Origin of the sequence: Shewanella sp. SM20, from assembly GCF_025654545.1 — a bacterium.
In the GTDB taxonomy this organism is placed as follows: domain Bacteria; phylum Pseudomonadota; class Gammaproteobacteria; order Enterobacterales; family Shewanellaceae; genus Shewanella; species Shewanella oncorhynchi.
Genome location: NZ_JAKKRK010000003.1, coordinates 162,831 through 186,256, shown reverse-complemented (window position 1 = coordinate 186,256; position 23,426 = coordinate 162,831). Strand labels below are relative to the sequence as shown.

The 23,426-nt window shown below is 46.1% G+C and carries 18 protein-coding genes; 13 read left to right on the top strand and 5 right to left on the bottom strand.

Annotated elements, in window-relative coordinates; translation table 11 throughout:
- On the bottom strand, window positions 1-162 hold a 162-nt coding region (locus tag L5M18_RS02715), incomplete at its 3' end, for a transposase (protein WP_263195891.1).
- A 197-nt stretch (window positions 163-359) separates the two neighbouring features.
- Between L5M18_RS02715 and L5M18_RS02710 the strand changes: the two genes are divergently transcribed.
- From L5M18_RS02710 to L5M18_RS02700, 3 genes are read left to right on the top strand one after another with little or no spacing between them, the layout of a single operon-like run.
- Window positions 360-770, top strand: a complete 411-nt coding sequence (locus L5M18_RS02710; RefSeq protein ID WP_113939830.1) for a hypothetical protein — start codon at window positions 360-362, stop codon at window positions 768-770.
- Between the two features lie 5 nt (window positions 771-775).
- Window positions 776-1,345 carry a class I SAM-dependent methyltransferase gene (locus L5M18_RS02705; RefSeq protein ID WP_263195888.1) on the top strand — a complete coding sequence of 190 codons (570 nt, stop codon included), beginning with the start codon at window positions 776-778 and terminating at the stop codon, window positions 1,343-1,345.
- 30 nt (window positions 1,346-1,375) lie between these two features.
- Window positions 1,376-1,666, top strand: coding sequence for a hypothetical protein (locus L5M18_RS02700; RefSeq protein WP_105250069.1), 291 nt, complete (start codon window positions 1,376-1,378; stop codon window positions 1,664-1,666).
- 81 nt (window positions 1,667-1,747) lie between these two features.
- Here the strand turns inward: L5M18_RS02700 and L5M18_RS02695 are convergent, their stop codons facing one another.
- The 3 genes from L5M18_RS02695 to L5M18_RS02685 form a co-directional block, all read right to left on the bottom strand.
- Window positions 1,748-1,933, bottom strand: a complete 186-nt coding sequence (locus L5M18_RS02695; RefSeq protein WP_028759392.1) for a hypothetical protein — start codon at window positions 1,931-1,933, stop codon at window positions 1,748-1,750.
- A gap of 86 nt (window positions 1,934-2,019) precedes the next feature.
- Window positions 2,020-3,453 (bottom strand): cytochrome C biosynthesis protein, encoded by a 1,434-nt coding sequence (locus tag L5M18_RS02690; RefSeq protein ID WP_263195887.1) that lies wholly within the window; start codon window positions 3,451-3,453, stop codon window positions 2,020-2,022.
- Between the two features lie 275 nt (window positions 3,454-3,728).
- A complete protein-coding gene (locus L5M18_RS02685) occupies window positions 3,729-4,154 on the bottom strand; it encodes an organic hydroperoxide resistance protein (RefSeq protein WP_263183275.1) in 426 nt (141 codons plus the stop codon).
- Between the two features lie 139 nt (window positions 4,155-4,293).
- Between L5M18_RS02685 and L5M18_RS02680 the strand changes: the two genes are divergently transcribed.
- From L5M18_RS02680 to L5M18_RS02660, 5 genes are all read left to right on the top strand, one after another.
- Window positions 4,294-4,791 carry a MarR family winged helix-turn-helix transcriptional regulator gene (locus L5M18_RS02680; RefSeq protein WP_263195886.1) on the top strand — a complete coding sequence of 166 codons (498 nt, stop codon included), beginning with the start codon at window positions 4,294-4,296 and terminating at the stop codon, window positions 4,789-4,791.
- Window positions 4,792-4,928: 137 nt separating this feature from the next.
- Window positions 4,929-6,104: a glycerol-3-phosphate dehydrogenase/oxidase gene (locus L5M18_RS02675; RefSeq protein WP_263195885.1), complete on the top strand. Its 1,176-nt coding sequence runs from the start codon at window positions 4,929-4,931 to the stop codon at window positions 6,102-6,104.
- A gap of 109 nt (window positions 6,105-6,213) precedes the next feature.
- Window positions 6,214-7,386 (top strand): 23S rRNA (uracil(747)-C(5))-methyltransferase RlmC, encoded by a 1,173-nt coding sequence (gene rlmC / locus L5M18_RS02670; RefSeq protein WP_263195884.1) that lies wholly within the window; start codon window positions 6,214-6,216, stop codon window positions 7,384-7,386.
- A 200-nt stretch (window positions 7,387-7,586) separates the two neighbouring features.
- Window positions 7,587-8,735 carry a chromate efflux transporter gene (gene chrA, locus L5M18_RS02665; RefSeq protein WP_263195883.1) on the top strand — a complete coding sequence of 383 codons (1,149 nt, stop codon included), beginning with the start codon at window positions 7,587-7,589 and terminating at the stop codon, window positions 8,733-8,735.
- Window positions 8,736-8,862: 127 nt separating this feature from the next.
- On the top strand, window positions 8,863-10,527 hold the full coding sequence (locus tag L5M18_RS02660) for a methyl-accepting chemotaxis protein (protein WP_263195882.1): 1,665 nt from the start codon (window positions 8,863-8,865) through the stop codon (window positions 10,525-10,527).
- Between the two features lie 120 nt (window positions 10,528-10,647).
- Here L5M18_RS02660 and fdhF read toward each other — a convergent pair whose 3' ends face one another.
- Window positions 10,648-14,913 carry a formate dehydrogenase subunit alpha gene (gene fdhF / locus L5M18_RS02655; protein WP_263195881.1) on the bottom strand — a complete coding sequence of 1,422 codons (4,266 nt, stop codon included), beginning with the start codon at window positions 14,911-14,913 and terminating at the stop codon, window positions 10,648-10,650.
- A 549-nt stretch (window positions 14,914-15,462) separates the two neighbouring features.
- Here fdhF and prfB point away from each other — a divergent pair.
- The 5 genes from prfB to L5M18_RS02630 all read left to right on the top strand — a co-directional run bounded on the left by prfB (window position 15,463) and on the right by L5M18_RS02630 (window position 23,342).
- Window positions 15,463-16,561 (top strand): peptide chain release factor 2 gene (gene prfB, locus L5M18_RS02650; protein ID WP_168824900.1). Its coding sequence is split into 2 segments (ribosomal slippage): window positions 15,463-15,537 and window positions 15,539-16,561, totalling 1,098 coding nucleotides; the frame shifts between segments, so codons are not numbered across the junction.
- 28 nt (window positions 16,562-16,589) lie between these two features.
- On the top strand, window positions 16,590-18,092 hold the full coding sequence (gene lysS, locus L5M18_RS02645; RefSeq protein WP_168824901.1) for a lysine--tRNA ligase: 1,503 nt from the start codon (window positions 16,590-16,592) through the stop codon (window positions 18,090-18,092).
- Window positions 18,093-18,785: 693 nt separating this feature from the next.
- The gene (locus L5M18_RS02640; RefSeq protein ID WP_105250058.1) at window positions 18,786-20,258 is read left to right on the top strand and encodes a carbon starvation protein A; all 1,473 of its coding nucleotides are present in this window, start codon (window positions 18,786-18,788) and stop codon (window positions 20,256-20,258) included.
- Window positions 20,259-20,571: 313 nt separating this feature from the next.
- A complete protein-coding gene (katG, locus tag L5M18_RS02635; protein ID WP_263195880.1) occupies window positions 20,572-22,737 on the top strand; it encodes a catalase/peroxidase HPI in 2,166 nt (721 codons plus the stop codon).
- Between the two features lie 170 nt (window positions 22,738-22,907).
- The gene (locus tag L5M18_RS02630) at window positions 22,908-23,342 is read left to right on the top strand and encodes a PaaI family thioesterase (RefSeq protein WP_028761608.1); all 435 of its coding nucleotides are present in this window, start codon (window positions 22,908-22,910) and stop codon (window positions 23,340-23,342) included.
- The last annotated feature ends 84 nt before the right edge of the window (window positions 23,343-23,426 follow it).

Genomic DNA, 23,426 nt, shown 5'->3' with positions numbered 1-23,426 from the left:
ACCTGGCACAGGGCGACCCTCTTTTTTGGCTTTATCTCGCCAATGATACAGGGTTTGGTAGGAGATCCCCTCACTGCGAGCCACTTCCGTGACCGTCATATTGTGGGGAGGTAATAATTTCTTTAAGACAGCGTCTTTACGTTCAGGTGAATATCGTTCCATTGAGCTCTCATTGACCGCCCCCTTTATTTAATTATTGGATGATTTTAAGGGGTGACAACAATCCTGACACAGGGGGAGGTGATGGCTTATTTATTTTTATATATTCTATAAATAATGTTATTTCAAAAGCCTTTATTGTATAAAATTATATTATCATTTTAATTAAATGTTACGCAATTGATTCTTAAGGGGTTGTAATGCACAAACAAGGCATATCAGAAAAACGTTTTTGGTTTCAACGTTTGAGTAAAACCAGTTTAAGAGCATTACATATTTTAGGGATCGTTGGTGTTGGTGGTGGCATTTTATTAGATGTAAATAAAGTGCAATGGTTGAGTTATTGGTATCTCGCGATGACGACGGGCAGCATATTAATGTTATGGGAAATCGTAAGGGATTGGCGCTGGCTGATCCAGCTTAAGGGAGTGTTAACTTTAGTAAAAATAGGCTTGCTTGGCCTGTTTGTGCCGCTGGCTCATTACAAACCTGAGCTGTTAATCGTGATACTTTTTTTGTCAGTGATCGTGTCCCATGGTCCTGCAGGGCTCAGGCATTATTCTATTGTGCATCGTCGGCAAATTGACTCGAAAAAAGAAATTAAGGGCTAATTGATATGTCTGTAACCCATACGTCAACTTTAACGCCTGCCGCGTTAATCACAGAGTTCGCTTGGCCTAATCCATCTGTGTCTAACTTAGACTTGAGTTGCTTCGATGGACTTAAGGTGCTCGATCTCGCTTGCGGTTCTGGGCGTAATGGTTTGTGGTTTTTAGCGCAAGGGGCTGAAGTGACTTTTATCGATCGAGATTTGTCAGCCATGTCACACATTGATCAGGCTAATGCTTACAAATTACAAAGGGATTTAGAAGCAGAGGCAGGACCATTATTGCCGGTTGAAGAGTACGATATTGTCTTAGTATTTAATTATCTGCATCGCCCATTACTGCCACAAATTGCTAGGGCGGTTAAGAGCACAGGCCTTATCGTCTATGAAACCTTTACAATGCAACAGGCGCAGATAGGTCGGCCACGCAACCCAGATTTCTTACTTACTGAAAATGAACTCAAATCAGTGTTTGCTAACTGGCAATCTTTACATTACTTTGAAGGTCGATTATGTGATCCGCAGTCCACTCAAAGCAGTTATAAAGCCCAGTTGATTGCGCGAAAACCTACAACGTAAATTTATTGATTGAGACTCAGAGGTCGTAGGATGTTTCCCTATCCAGAGCAATATCGCATTGCAACGCCGCCGTTGACGACCGCCTTTATGGTGGCGTGGGCTTTATTCAGTCACAGCTTATTTTCCGATGCAAACCCTGTCGCACTCTATCCGCTGTTAGCGCTATTTCCTTTGGTGATTGGATTACACTTATATTTGATTTTGTTAGCAAAAGGAATGGGGCGACTCGATCAGTGTTTCTATGCCTTAGTGCATATCCCACTGGCGTTTGTGGTGTGGACATTCACTATTATGCACGTGAATGGTAACGCTTTTTCTTAAATTCGCCTGACGTTTTAGAGAAAATAACAAAAAAGCGCCCTGATAATCAGAGCGCTTTTTTTGATTTTGTATTGCTAACAATTAGGCCGTGGTGTTGATGTTGTGGCCTGCATTGCCTACGGGTTTTGGCGCCGCAGCTGCAATTAAATCTACCGCGATTTTACCTTCGGCTTTTTGCTGCTCTTTTGCTAACTGAGCAACCTTAACGCCAATTGCACCATTTTCTAGATTCGGTGCGATAGCTTGTGTATTCAGTGAAATTGACATAACTAACCTCAATTGTAAGCTGGATCCCTTTATCGGCAAACCCACGGTTAACTTTAGTCGTTACACATGAATTTGCCAATCTGCAATTATTTTACCTTGGCCGTGAGCAGTTTTCGGCCGATGACAATTATTGCTGTAACGCCTAGTGAGCCTAAAATCAATCCGAGTGCCAGACTCACATTTTGCAGTGCTGTTGGGTCAATAACCAGTGCGATACCCATCCCCAACATCATCACGCCTGACATAAGTTTCAGGGTTTGGCCTTCTTTTTCGGTTAACTTACGTTTGCCTAAGGTCGCACTGAAAACGATAACAATAATAGCCAGCGGGATCACATATACAATATTGTATAAAACCAAATACATATAGCGTTCAATGTCTGGCAGATTGTGCATAGATAGCACACTGGTGTAGATCATTGGGAAGCCTGCGGTGCAAAGTAACTCATAGGCATTGGCGAGGATAGCTAATACGGTAGAACCTATGAGTAACGCGCCTAAGTTACTGGAATTGGATAGTTTCCCCATGCGTTTTATTAGACTCGTACGATTTTCTGCCGACATCGATAGTGTCACTTCTCCCTTAGTAAAGAAGTAATCTTTGATATTGATGGCTCCTGCGATCAAAGCTAAACAACCCGCCGCTAAAATGATCATACCGCCATCACTGCCTGCCCCCAGCAGTTGGAAGATGTTTAGCCATGCCGTCATAAACAGGAAATAAATAAAGCCGGAGAAGAATACGAAAATCCCGCCGACGAGTAACATGCGGCTGCGACTCTTGGCATTAACCATTATCGACAGTAAAAATAGCAACACAAAGAAGGCACAAGGGTTAAAAGCATCGACACCTGCGAGCACTAAGGTGAGTAACGGCAGAGACATAGTCTCAGGTGTCACTACTCCCACTAAAGGTAATTCAACGGGTTGAACTTCAGGCTCTGCAACGGACTCGCTTAAGCTGGTGGCATCACAGGTGCCTTCACCAGTATCTGTGCCACAAGTGCCAAAGAGCGGTGCATCTGTTTGAGCGCTTGTGGTTGTGCTGGTGGCTCCTTTAGTGGGGAGGTCAGCGTCGCTCAGTTTACCGCCAAGGGATAAATAACAATTCTTCAGTCGATTGACTAAAAATTCACCCGTTACCGCTTCACTTGAATATCCCACAATGGCCTTTTCACAACTTGCCATATAGGGTACTGAGCGTGCTTCTGTACTGGTTTTGGAGGCGATATTTTGCCAAATATCCTGCACGCCGGGATCTGACACCCTATGGGATTCGAGTTCTATCCAAGGGTATTTTTGCGGTAATGAATCAATGAAGGGATGGGCCTCTGCACAGTGCGGACAGGTTTTTGACCAAAAGAAATACAGCTTAATTTTGAGCTCACCCTGATCATTCGCATAATGCCACGTTCGATCCGCTGAGCTTGAGGGTGTTGTCTCGGCCCAGCTCGGGATAGAAAAGGCAAAGAGGAATAATAGCGAGCAAAAGAGAGATAATTTCGATAGATATTTTGTCATAGCGCCTCCCACAGAGAGTGGGTTTAAGTATCGTCAAACGGTTCGATTATCTCTTACTCTACTTAAATCAATCATTTTGATTAAATTAGATATTAAGAAGTGTTAGTTAACTCGCGAATAATAATTTTTTGGGAACTGAAACCAGTTTATCTCCCTGTGAAATGGTGTGATGCACACTCACTCTCAGCTTGAGTCGTTATTGGCTAATAAAGAATAAAGCACCCGAGGGTGCTCTATTTCTGACGTTATCAACAGGTGTCGATGATGGGTTATGGTTAGCCTAACGTTACGCCATTTACGCTAAGTTTCACGTCGATATTATTGCGCGTGGCGTTCGAGTACGGACAAACTTGATGCGCATGACGCACTAGGGCTTCTGCGGCTTCTTGCGGTAAATCTAAGCTGACTTCTAAGGCAACCGCTAATGCAAAACCACCGGCGTCATTGGCACCAATCCCAACAACTGCACTGACTGGCGCTTCGGTAATATCCACTTTGCCGATTTTTGCGACGTGCAGAATGGCGTTTGAGAAACAGGCGGCATAACCTGCGGCAAACAGTTGTTCAGGATTCGTGGCGAGACCGCTACCGCCCATGGCTTTTGGATAGGCTAAAGCGACATCAAGTAAACCATCATCAGTGCTGACTTGACCTTGACGACCCGCTTTTGCTGTGGCACGTGTTTCATAAAGTGTTTTCATAGTATTAGACCTTCTGAGGTTAAGGATTAAGTAAATCGATTTAAATTGCGCGCAATTAAATTGTGATAAACTATAATTCGATCTTTGGTGTGAATGCAAGTATATTGTGCGCAATATATTTAATTTGTCGGATCTTCCTATGGCAACAACTCAACCCAACACCCGTGTTAATCCTGTCGATATGGCAGAAAATACCAGCACAGAGAATGCCTTATGTCTTGAGAATCAAGTGTGCTTCTCACTTTATAGTGCTGCAAATGCTATGGTGCGTGCCTATCGGCCTTTGTTGGACAAATTAGATCTAACCTATCCGCAGTACTTAGTCATGCTAGTGCTATGGGAAGAGCAGGGGATTAGTGTCAAAACCTTAGGCGATAAACTTTTCCTCGATTCAGGCACGTTAACGCCATTGCTGAAGCGGCTAGAATCTAAAGGATTAGTGACTCGCGGGCGTAGCGAGCAGGATGAACGCGTGAGAGTGCTGGCCTTAACGCCTGCAGGACTTTCCCTCAAAACACAGGCAAGTGAAATTCCCCATTTGATGCGTTGCAAAGTCGGCGGCGAGGCGAGCGAACTAAAAGCCTTAAAGACTATGTGCGATCAAGCACTTAAGCAATTACATGCCAGTATTGATTAAACTCTTATCGTCGAGATTTGATCTAAGATTAACTTATTGACATATTAACGCTTATTAGCGGTTCGACTGAGCGTAATGAGTTGTATGCTTGAGGCTCAGCGGGTCAGTCGTCTATTGAAGGTTAGCGAGAGTGAGTTATGGCCTGTTTCGATGTAGCCATTATTGGCGGTGGGATCAGCGGTGTTGGCATTGCCCAATATGCGGCAGCAGCGGGCTATTCCACCTTGCTGATTGAAAAGGGCGAAATTGGCGGCCAAACCTCAGCGAATTCCAGCAAGCTTATCCACGGTGGTTTACGCTATTTAGAAACCGGACAAATTAATTTAGTCCGTAAGTCATTGCTTGAAAGGCGACATTTACTCAATCTTGCGCCATCACTTGTTAAAGCTGTGCCCTTTTATATTCCCGTGTACGACAACAGTCTGCGCAGTCCTTGGACCATTCGCGCAGGACTGAGTATGTATGTACTGCTGAGTGAATTTGATCCTTTAGGCCAATTTGTGTCAGTACCTGCTGTGCATTGGCATCGTTTCAAGGGATTAAAACTCTCTGGATTAAAAGCCGTATTTCAGTACTGGGATGCGCAGACCGACGATAAACTATTAACTCAAGCGGTGGCGCGTAGCGCACAGGCACTGGGCGCTGAAGTGTATGCCGAGGCTGAATTTCTTGAGTTGGAACACAAGCGCGAGACCTGTGAGCTGAGTTTTAGCCACAGGGGCGAAATCCATAAAGCCGAAGCGAAGCTTGTGATTAATGCTGCAGGTCCTTGGGTAAATGCTGTTTTAAGCAAAGTCTTGCCCCCACTTGCGGGTGTTGAACTCGATTGGGTGCAAGGCGCCCATGTGTTACTGGATATTCCTGCGCCCGATGGTATCTTGTACTTAGAGTCATGCTTCGATAAACGGGTAATATTTGTGATGCCTTGGTATGGTCAAACCTTAGTCGGCACCACAGAAACTGAATTAACCTCTTTAGATAAGCCGCCCCAAGCGACCGAGTCTGAAATTAATTATCTGCTTGGTATTTATAAGCATTACTTCCCGCTAACGCCGGAGATTGATGAACTTAAGGCTTTAATTACCCAAACCTTCTGCGGTATTCGGGTTTTACCTAAGCAAAATAGCCAAGCCTTTGAGCGACCGCGGGATACCTTGATGAAAACATCAATTTCCCATCCGCGAATACTCAGTTTATATGGCGGTAAGTTAACGACGTTTCGCAGTACCTCAGCCGAAGTGCTTGAATGGATTGAAAAGGCCATAGGTAAGCGGCAGTCTATTGCTGATGTTGATAAACTTACCCTATCTTGAGTGCGCCGTGAATTATGCACTTGATGCTGATTTGAATATGCTTCAAGGTGATTTTTACCTGTAAAACCGCTACAGTGTGGCGCTTTTTTACTGATATCTAGGATCTGCCGTGAATGCTGCTATTGTAAATACCGCCAAGCAATGTGGTTATTTTAACCAAGGTCAGTGCCTTTCTTGCCAGCATATACAACAACCTATGGTGCAGCAAGTGGCGGTTAAGACTCAAATTTTACAGCAACTACTCGCGCCTTTTATCCCAGCTAATTTGCCCGATATTTTTCAGCTGCCGGTAATTGGGGAGGACAGCGGCTTTCGTAATAAAGCTAAAATGGTGGCCTTAGGCGCCGCCCATGCGCCTGTGTTGGGGATTGTGAGCCCAAGTGGCGAGGCGGTAGATCTTTGCGACTGCCTTTTATATCCATCTGATATGCAAGATTTATTACATCGCTTAACACGCTTTGTGCAGCAGGCTGGACTTCCTCCTTATCGGGTAGATAGAGCCAAGGGTGAACTTAAATTTATTCTGCTGACCCGCAGTCAAGTGCGTGGTGAATATCTACTGCGGTTTGTACTGCGGTCCACCAATAGTATCGAACGTATCGAACGTGAATTACCTGCATTATTAGCTGAATATCCGCAAATAAAAGTGGTGTCAGTCAATATCCAACCGGTTCATATGGCAATACTTGAGGGTGATGAAGAGATTTTCTTAACTGAGAATACTAGGCTTGAAGAACGTTTTAATCATGTGCCTTTGTTTATTCGGCCTAAGAGCTTTTTCCAAACCAATCCACACGTTGCGGCTCAGTTATATCAAACGGCCCGTGAATGGGTTGCCGAGTTTTCACCTCATTCGTTATGGGATCTCTTCTGTGGTGTAGGCGGTTTCGGACTGCACTGTGCATCCAAAGACATTACCCTCACAGGGATTGAAATTGAAGCTGAAGCGATTGCCTGCGCGCAAATGTCAGCGCAGATGATGGGGCTCGAAAACGTACAATTTATGGCGCTCGATTCCACCGATTTTGCTAAGGGTAAAAGCGCTGCCGATAAGCCGGATTTGATCATAGTTAATCCGCCGAGGCGCGGTATTGGCGAGGCACTATGTCAGTCTTTAAGCGAGTTTGCCCCTAAGGCGATTCTCTATTCAAGCTGTAATCCCAAAACCTTAGCGAAAGATCTCGAACATATTCAAGGCTATCACTTAACTAAAGTACAGTTATTCGATTTATTCCCCCACACGGATCATTTTGAAGTCTTAGCTATGTTGGTGAAGGATTAATTTTTTAGCTCATCAATTTATCACTAAGCATTTGTGTTCACTCGCTTTACGACTCTTGAAGTCCGCTCAAACAATCATAAGGACTCTACCATGTGGAGTCTTTGCAATACTTTTATCTGTGCTGCTCGCGTGAAACTTCATCAAAGTGTCTTTTTAGTGGCATAATCTTCAGCACTTTATGCATTGATGGGCGGCGATTTATGCTACAGATTTTCCTACGCTTTTTTACCTTGGGCTTGATGAGTTTTGGCGGACCTGCGGCGCACATTGGTTATTTTCGCCAGACCTTCGTAAATGAACTCGGTTGGCTCGATGATAAGCGTTACGCCAGTCTGGTTGCCTTAAGCCAATTTATGCCGGGGCCAGGGTCGAGCCAAGTGGGCTTTGCCATTGGTTATCAAAGAGGCGGGCTTGTTGGCGCGCTTGCTGCTTTTGCCGGTTTTACACTACCTTCCTTTATTTTGATGTACTTACTGGCGGTAACAACGTCGGCCTGGCTCGCCAATCATTATGTTCAAGGGATGATTTATGGGCTTAAGTTAATGGCCGTCGTTGTGGTTGCCGATGCCGTTCTCGCCATGTTTAAACAGTTCTGCCAACGCAAATCCGCACGCCTATTAATGTTAGTCAGTGCTGCGGCAATTTTGATTGCGCCATCTATGTTGACGCAAATCCTCTTGTTACTCGGCGCCGCCACTATCGGCATCTATAAATTGAGTGCGAGCCAAGATGACACAGTAGCGCTGGCACCGATTCGATTGAATTACTTCTATTTGTTGCTCTTTTTCGTGTTGCTCATCGGCAGTTTTTTTATCGTGGATTTAGGATCTGAAGCTTGGATCTTCGGTGAGTTTTATCGCGTAGGGAGCTTAGTATTTGGTGGTGGTCATGTTGTGCTACCTCTGTTGGAAACTGCGGTGGGTGATACCATAGGTGGCGATCGTTTTCTGACAGGTTATGCCTTTGCCCAAGCAGTGCCAGGACCTATGTTTACCTTTGCGACCTTTTTAGGCGCTGAAGTGATGTTAGATAAGCCCTTCATGGGAGCTTGCATCGCAACCGCAGCCATTTTCTTACCCGGTTTTTTACTCATGCTGGTGGGGTTGAAAAGTTGGCATGCGATTGCCGCAAGACCAAAAATTGCTGGCGCGATAGCGGGAGTGAATGCCTGTGTTGTTGGCTTACTTGCCGCAGCACTTTATCAACCCGTGTTTTCTCAGGCGGTATTCTCAGGTAAAGATATGGCCTTGGTATTGCTCGGTTTTGGTGCATTAAAGTTATTTAAACCACCTATGCTACAACTGGTATTAGGCTTTAGTGTATGTGGTGTGCTGCTTAATATGCTTTGAACTGAGTCGTTATTAATCGAATGTTTATTGAGCAAGATTAAGATTTTGTTACTTTAAGCGCATAGAAATACAACAATCTTAGCTATACTCCGAAGATACAAGTTGTAATCCTTTGGAGCATTCAAGTATGTCTAAGTTGAGTTTGCGCAATAAATTATTATTGCTGTCGCTGTTTCCTTTGATCCTCGCATTATTGGTGTTGATGTCGGTTTCTTATTATGTTGAGCAAGATGCGCTTGCCGATGAGGTGGTTACCTTTAGATCTAAGCTCGTCGGTGAACGTAAACAACAAATCAAAGAAGCTACCGAAATTGCCGCTGGTATAGTGAATTACCAATTATCGTTAAAAGAACAAGGGAATGTGAATCAAGCGCTAAGAGACATACGTTTTGGCAGTGCGGGTTACTTCTTCATGTATGACTCTCAAGGGAAAAATATTTTCCATGCCCTACTTCCTAGCTTAGAAGGGCAAAATAAAATAGATATGACAGATCCCCGAGGCACTAAAATTATTGTCGGTCTGCTCGATGCCGCTAAACGTGGCGATGGTAGTTTTTCCTACTACTATCAAAAACCTAATACTAATGAGCAGATTGAAAAAATCAGTTACGTCATGATGATCCCTGGTACTGACTGGATGTTAGGTACTGGGGCATATATCGATGATATTGAAGCTGTTGTTGAAGATTATCGCGAGACAGTGACTGAGCAAATGGCAGAAAAATCCTTCGCGATTTTGCTGATAGCGCTTTTCCTTACGGGTATTACTGGCTTTATCATTATGATTGCCGCCCACCGTATGGTCGTGCCAATCAAGAATATGGCCGATAACTTAAATGATATTGCTAAGGGCGAAGGGGATTTAACCAAACGACTTACCGTAAAAGGTGAAGACGAAATTGCCCAACTTGGGCGCTCCTTTAACCTCTTTGTCGATAAACTTCAGCATATTATCGGCGATGTCGCGACTGCGACGGCTAAAGTAAAAACGGCAGCCAATGCGATTCATGATCAAACTAAAGTCATGTCGAGCCAGTTGGTGAGTCATAACAATGAAACCGATCAGGTGGTGACTGCAATCACTGAGATGTCCTCCACTGCGAACGAAGTGGCTAAGAATACCACTCAAGTAGCCGAAGCGACTCACGCTGCTACTGGTGATGTAGCGAATGCACAGCGTTGTGTTGATGCTTCGCTTGAGGAGATTGCGTCTTTAATGTCGCAAATCAATAATGCGGCGGGCAGTATAAAGTCACTCAGCGAGCAATCGCAGAAGATCAACAGCGTGCTTTCTGTCATTGGTGGTATTGCCGAGCAAACTAACCTATTGGCATTGAACGCCGCCATCGAAGCGGCCCGTGCTGGTGAACAGGGCCGTGGATTTGCTGTGGTCGCCGACGAGGTGCGTAATTTAGCCAGTCGAACTCAAGCCAGCACGTTAGAAATCAACGAGATGTTATCGGCACTGCATAAGCTAGTGACCCAAGCCGTGAAAGCCATGGAAGAGAGTCAACAGAGCTGCGTGCGTTCAGTAGATTCTTCTCGCACGATTTCAGACAGTCTGGGGTCAGTGACTTCGGCTGTGACTGCGATTAATGATATGAGTACCCAAATTGCGGCAGCGGCGACAGAGCAAAGCTCAGTAACCGAAGAAATTAACCGCAACGTGTATGCCATCCAAGAGATTGTGAATGAGCTACTGCACTCCAGCGAAGATGCGGCCAGAGTGAGTCTGACGGTATCAGAGGAAGGTATTAACTTAGGTAAATTAGTGGGACAGTTTAGGATTTAATTACATCAATCTAAATAAAAAAACGGGAGACTTAAGGTCTCCCGTTTTATTTGGCTTATTTATCTTTTTGAAGAGCACTTAATTCATTTACTTTAGTCAATCCAGCCTAGTCAGTTCATTCTAATCAATTTTCTCGGCAACCCGCTCAACCCTTACCGAGCAGACCTTATATTCTGGGATAAAAGCGACAGGATCGAGCGCATTGATGGTAAGTTTATTCGCCGCAGCTTCCACAAAGTGGAAGGGCAGGAATAGCACGCCAGCTTGGGCTCTTTTCGTCACAAAAGCGTCGATTTCAATTTCACCACGACGGGTAGTAAGTTTTATTTTATCGCCATTGCCTATGCCGAGTTGCTCGGCGTCATAGACTGAAATCATTACCTTAGGCGAGCCGAGTAAGTCGAGTCCAGCCGTTTTACGGGTTAGGGTGCCAGTGTGGAACTGTTCCAGTAAACGTCCGGTCGAGAGGGTGAGCGGGTACTCACTGCAGGGCATTTCTGCGGGTAAGCGATAACTCACTGGCGTGAACTTACCTAAGCCGCGGGTGAATTGGCCTTGGTGCATAATGGGAGTACCTGGATGAGCTTCATCTGGGCAAGGCCATTGAATGCCTTGGGAAATTTTACCGTCAACTCCAATGCTTAATCGTTGCCAAGTAATGCCGCGATATTGTGGTGTCAGCTCATTGATTTCCTGCCAAATCGCTTCTTCATTAGGGTAATCCCAAGCGGCGCCCATCGCATTGGCAATGGCTTGGATAATTTGCCAATCTGGCAGGGCTTCACCTGGCGGTTGCAGGGCTTGTTCGAGTCGCTGCACTCGTCGTTCAGTATTAGTGAAATGACCGCGTTTTTCGACAAAGGCTGCGGCGGGCAGAACCACGTCGGCAAGCTCGGCGGTTTCGGTGAGAAAGATATCCTGCACCACTAAAAAGTCGATTGCATTAAGCGCCCTAAGCACATGGGCTTGATCTGGGTCGCTTAATACGGGGTTTTCGCCCATTACATATAAAGCCTTGATTTTCCCTTTGGAAATATCATGCATCATATGGGTTGCGGTCACGCCAATTTCTCCCGATAACGGCGTTTGCCAATGTGCCTCGAAACGCATTCTGGCATGAATGTCGGTGACTTTTTGGTAACCACTGAAGAAGTTAGGCAGTGCGCCCATGTCACAGGCACCTTGCACATTACTTTGTCCCCGCAGTGGATTAATCCCCGCTCCTTCAACTCCAATATTGCCGCATAGAAGTTGTAGATTAGATATGGCGGTGACATTGTCGTGTCCCGTCGTGTGCTGGGTAATGCCCATGGCATAGTAGACTGCGGTTTTGTCGGCCGTTCCTATGGTTTGGGCGATGCGGGCGATATCTTCGGCTTTAACGCCTGTTATCAAGGCTGCATTTTCTAGGCTGTAATCTACTTTTTTGAGTTCAGCATAGAGAGCATCCACGCCTTCGGTGCGTGCGGCAATGTAGCTTTTATCCTGCCAGTCATTACGGATGATTTCCGCCATAATCGCATTGAGTAGCATGACGTCTGTGCCGGGTCTGTGGGCGACATAAAGCTGTGCACTGTCGGCAATGGCGACACGTTTAGGGTCGGCCACCATTAGTCTCGCGCCATGTAAAGCCACGGCTTGCTTAATTTTCGAGGCGATGATCGGGTGAGCACTGCTGGTGTCTGAGCCTATGATAAAAATCACATCCGATGCTTGAATGCTCGGAATGTCATTGGTCATGGCACCACTGCCGATACTTTGCTGTAGCCCTGTGACTGTGGATGAATGGCACAGACGGGCGCAATGGTCGATGTTATTGGTGCCGAGTATGCTTCTGACAAATTTTTGCAGCAGGAAGTTTTCTTCATTGGTGGCTTTTGCCGAGGCCAAGCTTGCCAGTGCATTGCTGCCATGTTGCTGTTTTATTTGCTGTAAATGTTCGGCCACATAGGCGATGGCTTCAGGCCAACTACTTGGCGTGAGCTGGCCATTTTTACGAATGAGTGGCGTGGTGAGGCGTTTTTCACTGTGAATAAAATCGAAACCAAACCGGCCTTTCACACACAACATGCCTTGGTTTACCACAGACTCTTCATTGCCCTCGATATGACGGATCTGATTCGTGCTGGTATCGATTTTAAGGTCAAGCCGACAGCCTACGCCGCAATAGGTACAAATCGTTGATGTGGTTTTGAGTGGCGTTTCATCGCCTTGGCGTTTATCCCGCGCATCGACGAGTGCACCCGTTGGGCAAACCTGCACACAGTTGCCGCATTGCACACATTTGCTGTCGGCCATGCTAGCGCTAAAGCCGACTCTCGGTGCGCGGCGCGTGGCGGTTTCACTTATATCTTGCGGCAGCGCTTGATAGGAATCATGGGCAAATTGAATCGCACAATGGCCACTCTGCAACTGGCACACATCAACGCACTTACCGCAGCTAATACAACGATTTGCATCAAATTGAATGAACGGACTCGATTTATCGACCGAAAACTTACGCACGCTTTGAGTGCTGAGTGACTTAGGTTCGACATGGTAGTCGGTCGCATAGTCCCTTAATTTACAATCCGTATTGGCTTGGCAGGCGCATTCGAGGCAGCGAGCAGCTTCTTGCATGGCGGCATCGGGAGCAAAGCCTAGCTCGACTTCGCCGTAATTGAGTAAACGTTGCACCGCGTTCAATTCGGGCATGGTTAAACGGGCTTTACGTGCGACAGAGGGGTAGAGTTCGGTAGTTGGCAAGCCTTGTTTTATTGTGTTACCGACTGCTTTTGATGAATTAAATTCAGTGGCATGCAGCTCGCAACTTAGGCCTTGTTTGAGCAATTTATCTATGGCAATTGCGGCTTTATTGCCGTCGCCTATCGCGGCGACTGCGGTAGCAGGGCCTCGGCGTGCATCCCCCACCACAAAGAGTTTTTCAACCCCGGACGACATAGTGTGCTCGCAGCCAATAAAGGTATTCCAGCGGCTGAGAGCGAGTTCACCATTGCTTAAGTGGCTCGCGGGATCTTGCATAAAACTCATATCGGGAGTTTGTGATACTGCGGCTATCACAGTGTCGAAATCTTGAGTAAAGGTTTCACCAGTATCAACGGGAGCGCGTCTGCCAGAGGCATCGGCTTCGCCGAGTGCCATCTTAGCGAAGGTGACTGCATGGACTCTACCTTGCACATCGCTATGGTTTTCAAGCGGATTGGTTAAAAAATGAAACTTCACCCCTTCGACTTCGGCCTCATGTACCTCGTAAGCTTCGGCGGGCATTTCGGCGCGGGTGCGACGGTAAATTAGGGTGACATCGCAACCTTCACGCACCGCTGTGCGGGCGCAATCAATAGCGGTATTGCCACCACCAATGACCGCGACTTTCTTACCTAAAACAAGTGTCTTTTCGAGACAATGATCTTTTAAGTAATCGACACCTAAGTAGCAACCCGCGAGTGTGCTGCCGGGATAATCCATAGGCACAGCTTTTTGGGCGCCAATGGCGAGACAGACGGCATCAAAATCTTCAACTAATTGATTTAAATGTATCTCGTGACCGAGACGTGTTTCTGTGTGTATGGTTACCCCGTTATGGCACAAGAGTTCGATTTCTTTATCGAGTATCGCCTTAGGTAAACGATACTCAGGAATACCATAACGTAGCCAACCACCCGCCTGTGGCATAGATTCGAATACCTCTACGCTATGGCCTTGGTTTGATAAGTAATATCCGGCACTTAACCCAGCTGGACCCGCACCGATAATGGCAACTTTTTTGCCCGTGTCGGTTTGGCGTGGCGGCACATAACTCGTGCCGCCCTTTTCGCCATCGGCGAGATCGAGATCAGCGGCGTGGCGTTTTAATTGACGAATAGCGATGGGCTCATCGACTAGCCCACGGCGACATTGTGCCTCACAAAAAGCGGGGCAAACTCGGCCAATAGATAGCGGCAGTGGCAAGGTTTGTTTAATGACTTTAACGGCTTCAGTATGGTTGCCTTGGGCTATGTGATACAGGTAACTCTGCACATCGACGCCCGCGGGGCATGCTTGTTGGCAGGGGGCTTCGCAATCAGCAAAATGATCGCTCAAGATCTCAGTCAGCGCTTGTTTGCGTTTTTGACTTAAGAATTCAGACTGAGTTATGACTCGCATGCCGACTGTGGCGGACGTTTCACAGGCGCGTACGCAGCGCAAACTGGCGTCGGAATTCTCAATCTGGACGACACACAAATTGCAGGCTTGCTTGTCTGCATATTCGTGAATGCCTAATTGCTGCGAGGCTGCGCTGGGATCACATAAGCTGGGTATTGCTATGCCAGCAGCATGCGCCACTTGCAGTAGGTTATCGGTCGGATTAACCGACAACACTTGGTCATCAATTCGAAGTTCTATCATCCCATGGCCTTTTTATATGTAGGGTGCTTAGCTGCTATAGCGCGGGGCTGCAGGCTTAGGTTGTTTCGAGTATACCTAGACAGCTTTAGAAGACGCTTATGGGCGAGTGAAGTTTGCTGCAAAATTGCAGCTTGAATCACAAACACGCCCAGACTGTGCGCTGGTGAATGTTTGTTCTAATTTAGTCGTGATGGGGTTGGTGTTATCAGGCCTTTTTAGTTGTGTTTCCTTTGATATTATGGGGATTTTTTAGGCAGGAGAGCGCTTGTGTGTCAGCCATTGGCCTCGCGCATAGCATCATCTTGGCTAAATTCTTGGCTAAATTTAAGTAAGATCACAGTCTTAACTCATTGCTTTTTGTTAGTCTCGGCTTTAGTGCTGTGGTCTTTTAGCTTGGAAAATAATCCTTGTTATCCCATTTAATGAACAGTGCACCCCTAGGTTTACCAGTCTGGTTAGGTTAAAATGCGCGGTTGCAAATACTGTTAATCATCGCCCCTTTTAGTGGAAGATCAATTAAAGCGGCCAAATAAAGAAAGTTGAAAACTCATGTTTGAAGTTAATCCAGTAAAATTCAAAATTAAGGAGCTTGCCGAGCGCACGGAGCTTCTTAGGGGGTATCTTTGACTACGATGCCAAAAATGAGCGTCTAGAAGAAGTTACCCGTGAGCTTGAAAGTTCAGAAGTGTGGAACGACCCAGAGCGCGCCCAAGCCTTAGGCAAAGAGCGCGCCAGCCTAGAAGCTGTGGTCAAAACCATAGACGATATGGACTCAGGTCTTGAAGATGTTGAAGGCTTACTCGAGCTGGCTATTGAAGAGGAAGACGAAGATACCTTCAATGAAACCAGTAAAGAGCTGGATTATCTCGAAAGCCGCCTTGCCGATCTTGAATTCCGTCGTATGTTCTCCGGCCCGCAAGATGCGTCAAACTGTTATTTAGACATTCAGTCTGGTAGTGGTGGTACCGAAGCCCAAGATTGGGCCAACATGGTGCTGCGTATGTACCTACGTTGGGGCGAAGCCCATGGCTTTAGCCCTGAGTTGATGGAAGTGACCGATGGTGACGTGGCCGGTATTAAAGGTGCGACCATTAAGTTTACTGGCGAATATGCGTTCGGTTGGTTACGCACTGAGACTGGCGTGCACCGTTTAGTTCGTAAGTCGCCATTCGATTCATCGGGTCGTCGTCATACGTCATTCTGCTCTGTGTTCGTTTATCCAGAAATCGATGACGATATCACGATTGATATCAACCCATCGGATCTACGTATTGACACTTATCGCGCATCGGGCGCGGGTGGTCAGCACGTTAACAAAACGGAATCGGCGATTCGTATTACCCACTTACCGACGAATACCGTTGTGCAGTGCCAGAACGACCGTTCACAGCATAAAAATAAAGATGCTGCGATGAAGCAGCTGAAAGCAAAACTGTTTGAGTTAGAAATGCTCAAGCAAAATGCCGACAAGCAGGCCGCAGAAGACGCTAAGTCTGATATCGGCTGGGGCAGTCAAATTCGCTCTTATGTATTAGACGATGCCCGCATTAAAGACTTACGCACAGGCGTTGAAACCCGCAATACTCAAGCGGTACTCGATGGCGATCTGGATAAGTTTATCGAAGCCAGTTTGAAATCTGGGCTGTAATTAATTCAAGGTATAGACGAGAAATAAGATGACTGAACAAGTAATTGATGAGAACAAACTGATCGCCGAGCGCCGTGCCAAGCTAGAAAGCATCCGCCCAAACTGTAGTGCTAATGCCCATCCAAATACCTTCCGTCGCACCCATAAAGCGGCTGAACTGCAAGCACAGTATGGTCAAAGCACTAAAGAAGAACTCGAAGCCTTAGGTTTTAAGACCAGCATTGCTGGCCGCATCATGGCAAAACGTGGTCCTTTCTTAGTGATCCAAGACGTGTCTGGCCGTATTCAAGCTTACGCTGAAAAAAGCGTACAAGCTGATTTGAAAGAGCGTTTTCAAGGTCTGGATATCGGTGACATCATAGGCGTAACCGGCCAACTGCATTTGTCTGGCAAAGGCGACTTATACGTCAACATGGAACAGTACGAGCTACTGACCAAGGCACTGCGTCCATTGCCTGCGGATTATTATGGTCTAGCCGATCAAGAAATGCGTTACCGTCAACGTTACGTGGATCTCATCGTTAACGAAGATTCGCGCAATGCCTTCATCATGCGTTCTAAAGTGGTTTCTGCAATTCGTAACTTCATGATCAAAAAAGAGTTCATGGAAGTTGAAACCCCTATGATGCACGTGATCCCTGGTGGTGCTTCGGCGCGTCCTTTTATCACCCATCACAACGCCTTAGACATGCCAATGTATCTGCGTATCGCGCCAGAATTATATCTGAAGCGTTTAGTGGTCGGTGGTTTTGAGCGTGTGTTCGAAATCAACCGTAACTTCCGTAACGAAGGTCTGTCGCCACGTCATAACCCAGAATTCACTATGATGGAATTCTATATGGCTTATGCAGACTACAAAGATCTGATGGACCTCACCGAAGAAATGCTCAGCTCGATTGCTATCGAACTGCTCGGCAGTGCGCAAATGCCCTACGGCGAGCACACAGTCGATTTCGGCGGCCCATACGCACGTTTAAGCATGTTAGAAGCGATTCAGAAGTACAATCCTGATAACGCGACTATCCAAGCGATGACCTATGAGCAAGTGAAAGATGTTGAATTCATGCGCGATTTGGCGAAAAGCTTAGGTATGAAGATTGAGAAATTCTGGACTTGTGGTCAGCTGCTTGAAGAAATCTTCGGTGAAACTGCTGAATGGCAATTGATGCAACCAACGTTCATCACTGGCTACCCAGCGGATATTTCACCATTGGCACGTCGTAATGATGACAACCATTTCATCACTGACCGTTTCGAATTCTTCATCGGTGGCCGCGAAGTGGCTAACGGCTTTAGTGAGCTGAACGATGCTGAAGATCAAGACAACCGCTTTAAAGCACAGGTTGACGCGAAAGATGCAGGTGACGATGAAGCTATGTTCTACGATGCAGACTATATCACTGCACTGGAACACGGTTTGCCACCCACGGCAGGTCAAGGTATTGGTATCGACCGTTTAGTGATGTTATTCACTAATACTCATACTATCCGTGATGTGATCCTGTTCCCTGCTATGCGCCCACAGGCGTAATGCAGTCGAACAAGGTATTTCGTTGGTACATTTTGTTGTATTAGTTTAGCCACTCGACTTTTTGTAAGTCGCAATAGGTTAAGTTTACAGTGATTGATTTAGGTATGACCTGAGCATCGCTACGATGAAATACCCCCTAAAAAACCAGCCATTTGGCTGGTTTTTTGTTTTCTAAAATAGCTAAAAATAATGAGTGATAAAGTCGAACCATTAGTAACCTAAAAATGGGCTAGATGAGCATCATCAAGTGGCATGTTAGCTTTAGGTTGTGGCTATCGATCGTAGTGTAGATTGCGGGTTTAGCTTGTGAGTGTAGATAGTGTCTTTAACTTGGGGTTGTATATTGGGATGTCACGAAACACTCGTCTATGCTGCTAGCATCTCGCCGCCAGTCACATGCGATATTGTCTGTGTTCATTTCATTTTCGATAGCGATGGTTTGCAGGAATACCTAGGGCAAAGAGTTCAAGAAGAGGCAATTGGGATACATCAAAATAGTTGGTTGTATTACTGAGTGCATAAATACTTCATAGGGATTATTTTTAAACGCGTTTGTTCATCTATACCCACTCGTACGGCTGTTTCAGATAATCAACCCGACATTAGTCTAATAGTGTGTTGCTTGACCTCAGTCACTAACTCAATGAAACTCTCCATTAAATCACCTCCTACTAAAGTATGGATAATTAAATAATGTTAATTTTCTTTATTTGTATCGCACTCTTAGTGCTTGCATACAAGTTCTATAGTCCCTTTGTTGAGCGGCAAGCGGGTATAGATCCTAAAGCGATAACGCCACAGGCGAGATTCGAAGATGGTGTCGATTACGTTCCGGTTCATCCGGCTAAAGCGTTTCTGATCCAGTTCCTCAATGTCGCGGGTGTGGGGCCGATATTTGGCCCGATCCTCGGTGCACTTTACGGCCCAATAGCCTTAGTGTGGATTGTACTGGGGAATATTATTGGCGGCGCAGTACATGATTATTTTTCTGGCGTGCTCAGCATAAAAGAAGACGGTAAGAGTCTGCCAGAGATTGCGGGCCACTACTTTAATATTTACTTTAAAGGCGTGATGTTGCTGTTTACGGCTATGCTGCTGTTTTTTGTGGGCGTGGTCTTCATCATGAGCCCCGCAGGTTTGCTGAGTAATCTCGATTATTTTAAAGACACCATCTTTGGCAATAATACCTTCTGGGTGTTAGTGATTTTAGTCTATTACTTTTTAGCGACTATGTTGCCGATTGATAAAATCATCACTAAATTATATCCCGCATTTGGTTTGTTGATGATAGTCATGACAGTTTCTATCGCCGTTGCTCTAATGATCAATGCGCCGCAGTTACCTGAAATGGGGGATGTGTTTGCCTATTTCGACCACAGTCATTACAACAACGAGTTACTCGAACCAAACCCAGATGGACTACCTGTTTGGCCACTGTTATTTGTGACTATTACCTGTGGTGCGATTAGCGGTTTCCATTCAACTCAAGCGCCCATCATGGCTCGTTGCTTGACGAATGAGAAGTATGTTCGCCCTGTGTATTATGGCGCTATGGTTGCTGAAGGTATCGTTGCTTGTGTATGGGCAACGGCGGGTATTGCAGCTTTCCCTGGCGGTTATGTTGAGCTTAAGAGTTTGCTCGACCAAGGTGGCCCAGGTTTAGTAGTTAATCAAGTGGCAACTACGTATTTAGGTGTTGCGGGCGGTATTATGGCGATTGTGGCCGTGGCTATCTTCCCTATCACCTCTGGTGATACCGCATTTCGTTCGCTGCGTTTGACGATTATCGATGCCTTCCATATTCCGCAAAGTATGCGTAATCGTTTATTGGTTGCTGTGCCTATTCTGACCATTGCGTACTTTATGACGAAGATCGATTTCTCTTTGATTTGGCGTTACTTTGCTTTCTCAAATATGCTGCTATCAACCAGTGTATTGTGGTTAGCGACTAAGTATTTGTTCGATCGTGGGACCTTCCATTGGATTGTTAGCTTACCAGCAATTGGCGGCACCAGCGTTACTGTGTCTTATATTATGACTGCGGGTATTGGCTTAGGTTTACCGCAACCTTTGAGCCAGCCAGTGGGTATCGCTGTCGGGGTTATCTGTTTAGTTGCCCTGATCATTGCGCACAATAGACGTAAACCTGTGGCAGAAGTCAAATAGTCAGTTATCCCATAGTTTTACCCAATAAAAATCAAGGGCTGCATTTTGCAGCCCTTGATTTTTTATGATTGGTATCATTCTACTATCCTTTAATGGCTTATTTTAGAAAGGGTAATTTTTGCTGAATATTTTTTAATGAGCTGATTCATCGCGTTTCATCTAGAGGTAAGGTAAGGTCGTTAGACTGGTTTTTTGTTTCTCTATTGAAACGATTAGTCTGTGGTAGAGAGCGTTAAGCAGTACAAACTTGCGGCAAAAGTCATTTAGATTTTATTTACTTGAATATTTTTTGCGAACAGAAGGAGAGCACGTTATGTCTGAGAACAAATGTCCTATGCACCATTCTGCTGGTGGCACCTCGAATCGAGATTGGTGGCCTAAACAGCTCCGGCTCGATATTCTGCACCAACACTCTTCCTTATCTAATCCTTTGGGTGATGACTTCAATTATGCTGAAGCCTTTAAATCCCTCAATTTAGCTGCTGTAAAGCAAGATCTTCTCGCATTAATGACGGATTCACAGGACTGGTGGCCTGCAGATTTTGGCCACTATGGGCCGCTATTTATTCGTATGGCATGGCACAGTGCCGGCACCTATCGTACCGGTGATGGACGTGGCGGAGCGGGGAGCGGTAATCAACGTTTTGCACCGTTAAACAGCTGGCCTGATAACGTAAACCTCGATAAAGCACGCCGGCTCCTTTGGCCGATTAAACAAAAATATGGCAATAAAATCTCTTGGGCCGATTTGATGATCCTTACGGGGAATGTCGCGCTGGAATCTATGGGATTCAAAACCTTAGGTTTTGCTGGTGGGCGAGTCGATATTTGGGAACCCGAAGCTGATATTTACTGGGGTGCGGAAAATAAATGGTTAGATGATAAGCGTTACTCGGGAGAGCGAGATCTTGAAGATCCCCTCGCCGCAGTCCAAATGGGGTTGATTTATGTTAACCCTGAGGGACCCAATGGCGACCCTGATCCTTTCGCTGCCGCCGTAGATATCCGCGAAACCTTTGCCCGCATGGCGATGAATGATGAAGAAACCGTAGCCTTGATTGCCGGTGGTCATACTTTTGGTAAAACCCATGGTGCAGGTGACGCAGCATTAGTAGGACCTGAGCCAGAAGCCGCAGGTATTGAACAGCAAGGGCTAGGTTGGTTGAGTCGCTATAAAAGCGGTAAAGGTGGCGATACTATTTCCAGTGGCCTCGAAGTGACTTGGACCTCAACACCAACCCAATGGAGTAACAATTTTTTTGAAAATCTATTTGGATATGAATGGGAACTGACTAAGAGCCCTGCGGGTGCCCATCAGTGGATACCTAAAAATGGCGCGGGTAAATGGGTGATCCCCGATGCGCACGACGCCTCAAAACGTCATGTGCCGACTATGTTGACCACTGACCTTGCACTGATCTTCGATCCTGATTACGAGAAAATATCACGTCGATTCTTTGAAAATCCCGATGAGTTTGCCGATGTATTTGCAAAAGCTTGGTACAAGCTGACACACAGAGATATGGGTCCATGCACGCGTTATTTGGGTCCTGAAGTGCCTGCAGAAACGTTTCTTTGGCAAGACCCCATTCCTGCGGTTGATCATCCTCTGGTTAATGAGCAGGATGTTACTGATCTTAAACTTAAGATTATTGGTTCTGGATTAACGATTTCAGAAGTCGTTGCCACTGCTTGGGCCTCGGCATCGACCTTCCGGGGTTCTGATATGCGCGGTGGTGCGAACGGTGCTCGAATTCGACTCGCGCCGCAAAAAGATTGGCCAGTGAATCAGCCTGAGCAGCTCGCTAAGGTGCTCAAAGTGCTTGAGAGTATTCAGTCTGAGTTCAATCAAGGAGGTAAGACAATCTCCCTTGCTGACTTGATTGTCCTAGCAGGCTGCGTCGGTATTGACCAAGCGGCTAGAAATGCGGGGGTTGAAGTAACGATTCCATTTACGCCGGGTCGTATGGATGCCACGCAAGCACAAACTGATGTGGAATCTTTTGCGGTACTTGAACCTGTCGCAGATGGCTTTAGAAATTATCATCCCACTCCGTTTTCTGTTTCGGCGGAGGAGTTATTGGTCGATAGGGCACAATTGCTGACCTTAACTGCGCCGGAAATGACAGTGCTTATTGGCGGTCTGCGGGTGTTAGATACGAACTCTGATCAGTCAAAAACAGGTGTCTTGACTGCGCGTCCTGAGTTTTTGACCAATGACTTTTTTGTTAACTTGCTCGATATGGGGACGACGTGGAAACCCACTTCTAAAGCGGAGGATATGTTTGTGGGTGTTGATCGCGTCAGTGGCCAGCAAAAGTGGACTGCAAGTCGTGTTGATTTGATCTTTGGCTCTAATTCGCAGCTGCGTGCACTCGCAGAAGTGTACGCGAGTAGTGATGCACAGCTGCGATTTGTCGATGATTTTATCGACGCTTGGACTAAGGTGATGAACTTAGATAGATTCGATCTTCGCTGAGCTTATATTTATTAGTCTTTTTAGTAGTAGATTGGCCCAATTTAGGCGCAGCTGGGGTTAATGCAGACTGAGCGTTTAAGTGGATTTTCAGTTAAATGATCGCCTAATCCAAAGTGGTTAAGCGGTCATTTTTATTCATGTGCTTTGACGCTCATCAATTTAGGTGGAATATGAATATTCAGCAAATGTCGGGTTTAGCCATTTTACAGGCGATGGCAAGGGGTGAATTACCCGCACCTTCTATCTCTCTCACTATGCCAATGTCGCTGGTTCAAGCCGACGAAGGAACGGTGACATTCCATGCGACTGCCGATGATAAGCACCTCAACCCATTGGGCGGTGTTCATGGTGGTTTTGCCGCGACTGTATTGGATTCGGTTACAGGTTGCGCCGTGCATACATTGCTTGAAGCGGGTGTCGGTTACGGCACTATCGACTTGAATATTAAAATGATTCGACCTGTGCCTAAACATCAAGTGTTAGTGGCTGAGGGCAAGGTGATCAATTTATCTAAGTCTTTAGGTATTTCGGAAGGTACGCTAAAAACACAGGATGGAAAACTGCTCGCCACTGCTACGGCGACTTGTATGATTTTAAGGCCATAAACCGATTTTGCGGGCTGGCGTATTATCTCTTAGAGTTAACACGCTGAGCAGATAGTTAACCTATGCCGAAGGTGCACTTTATCT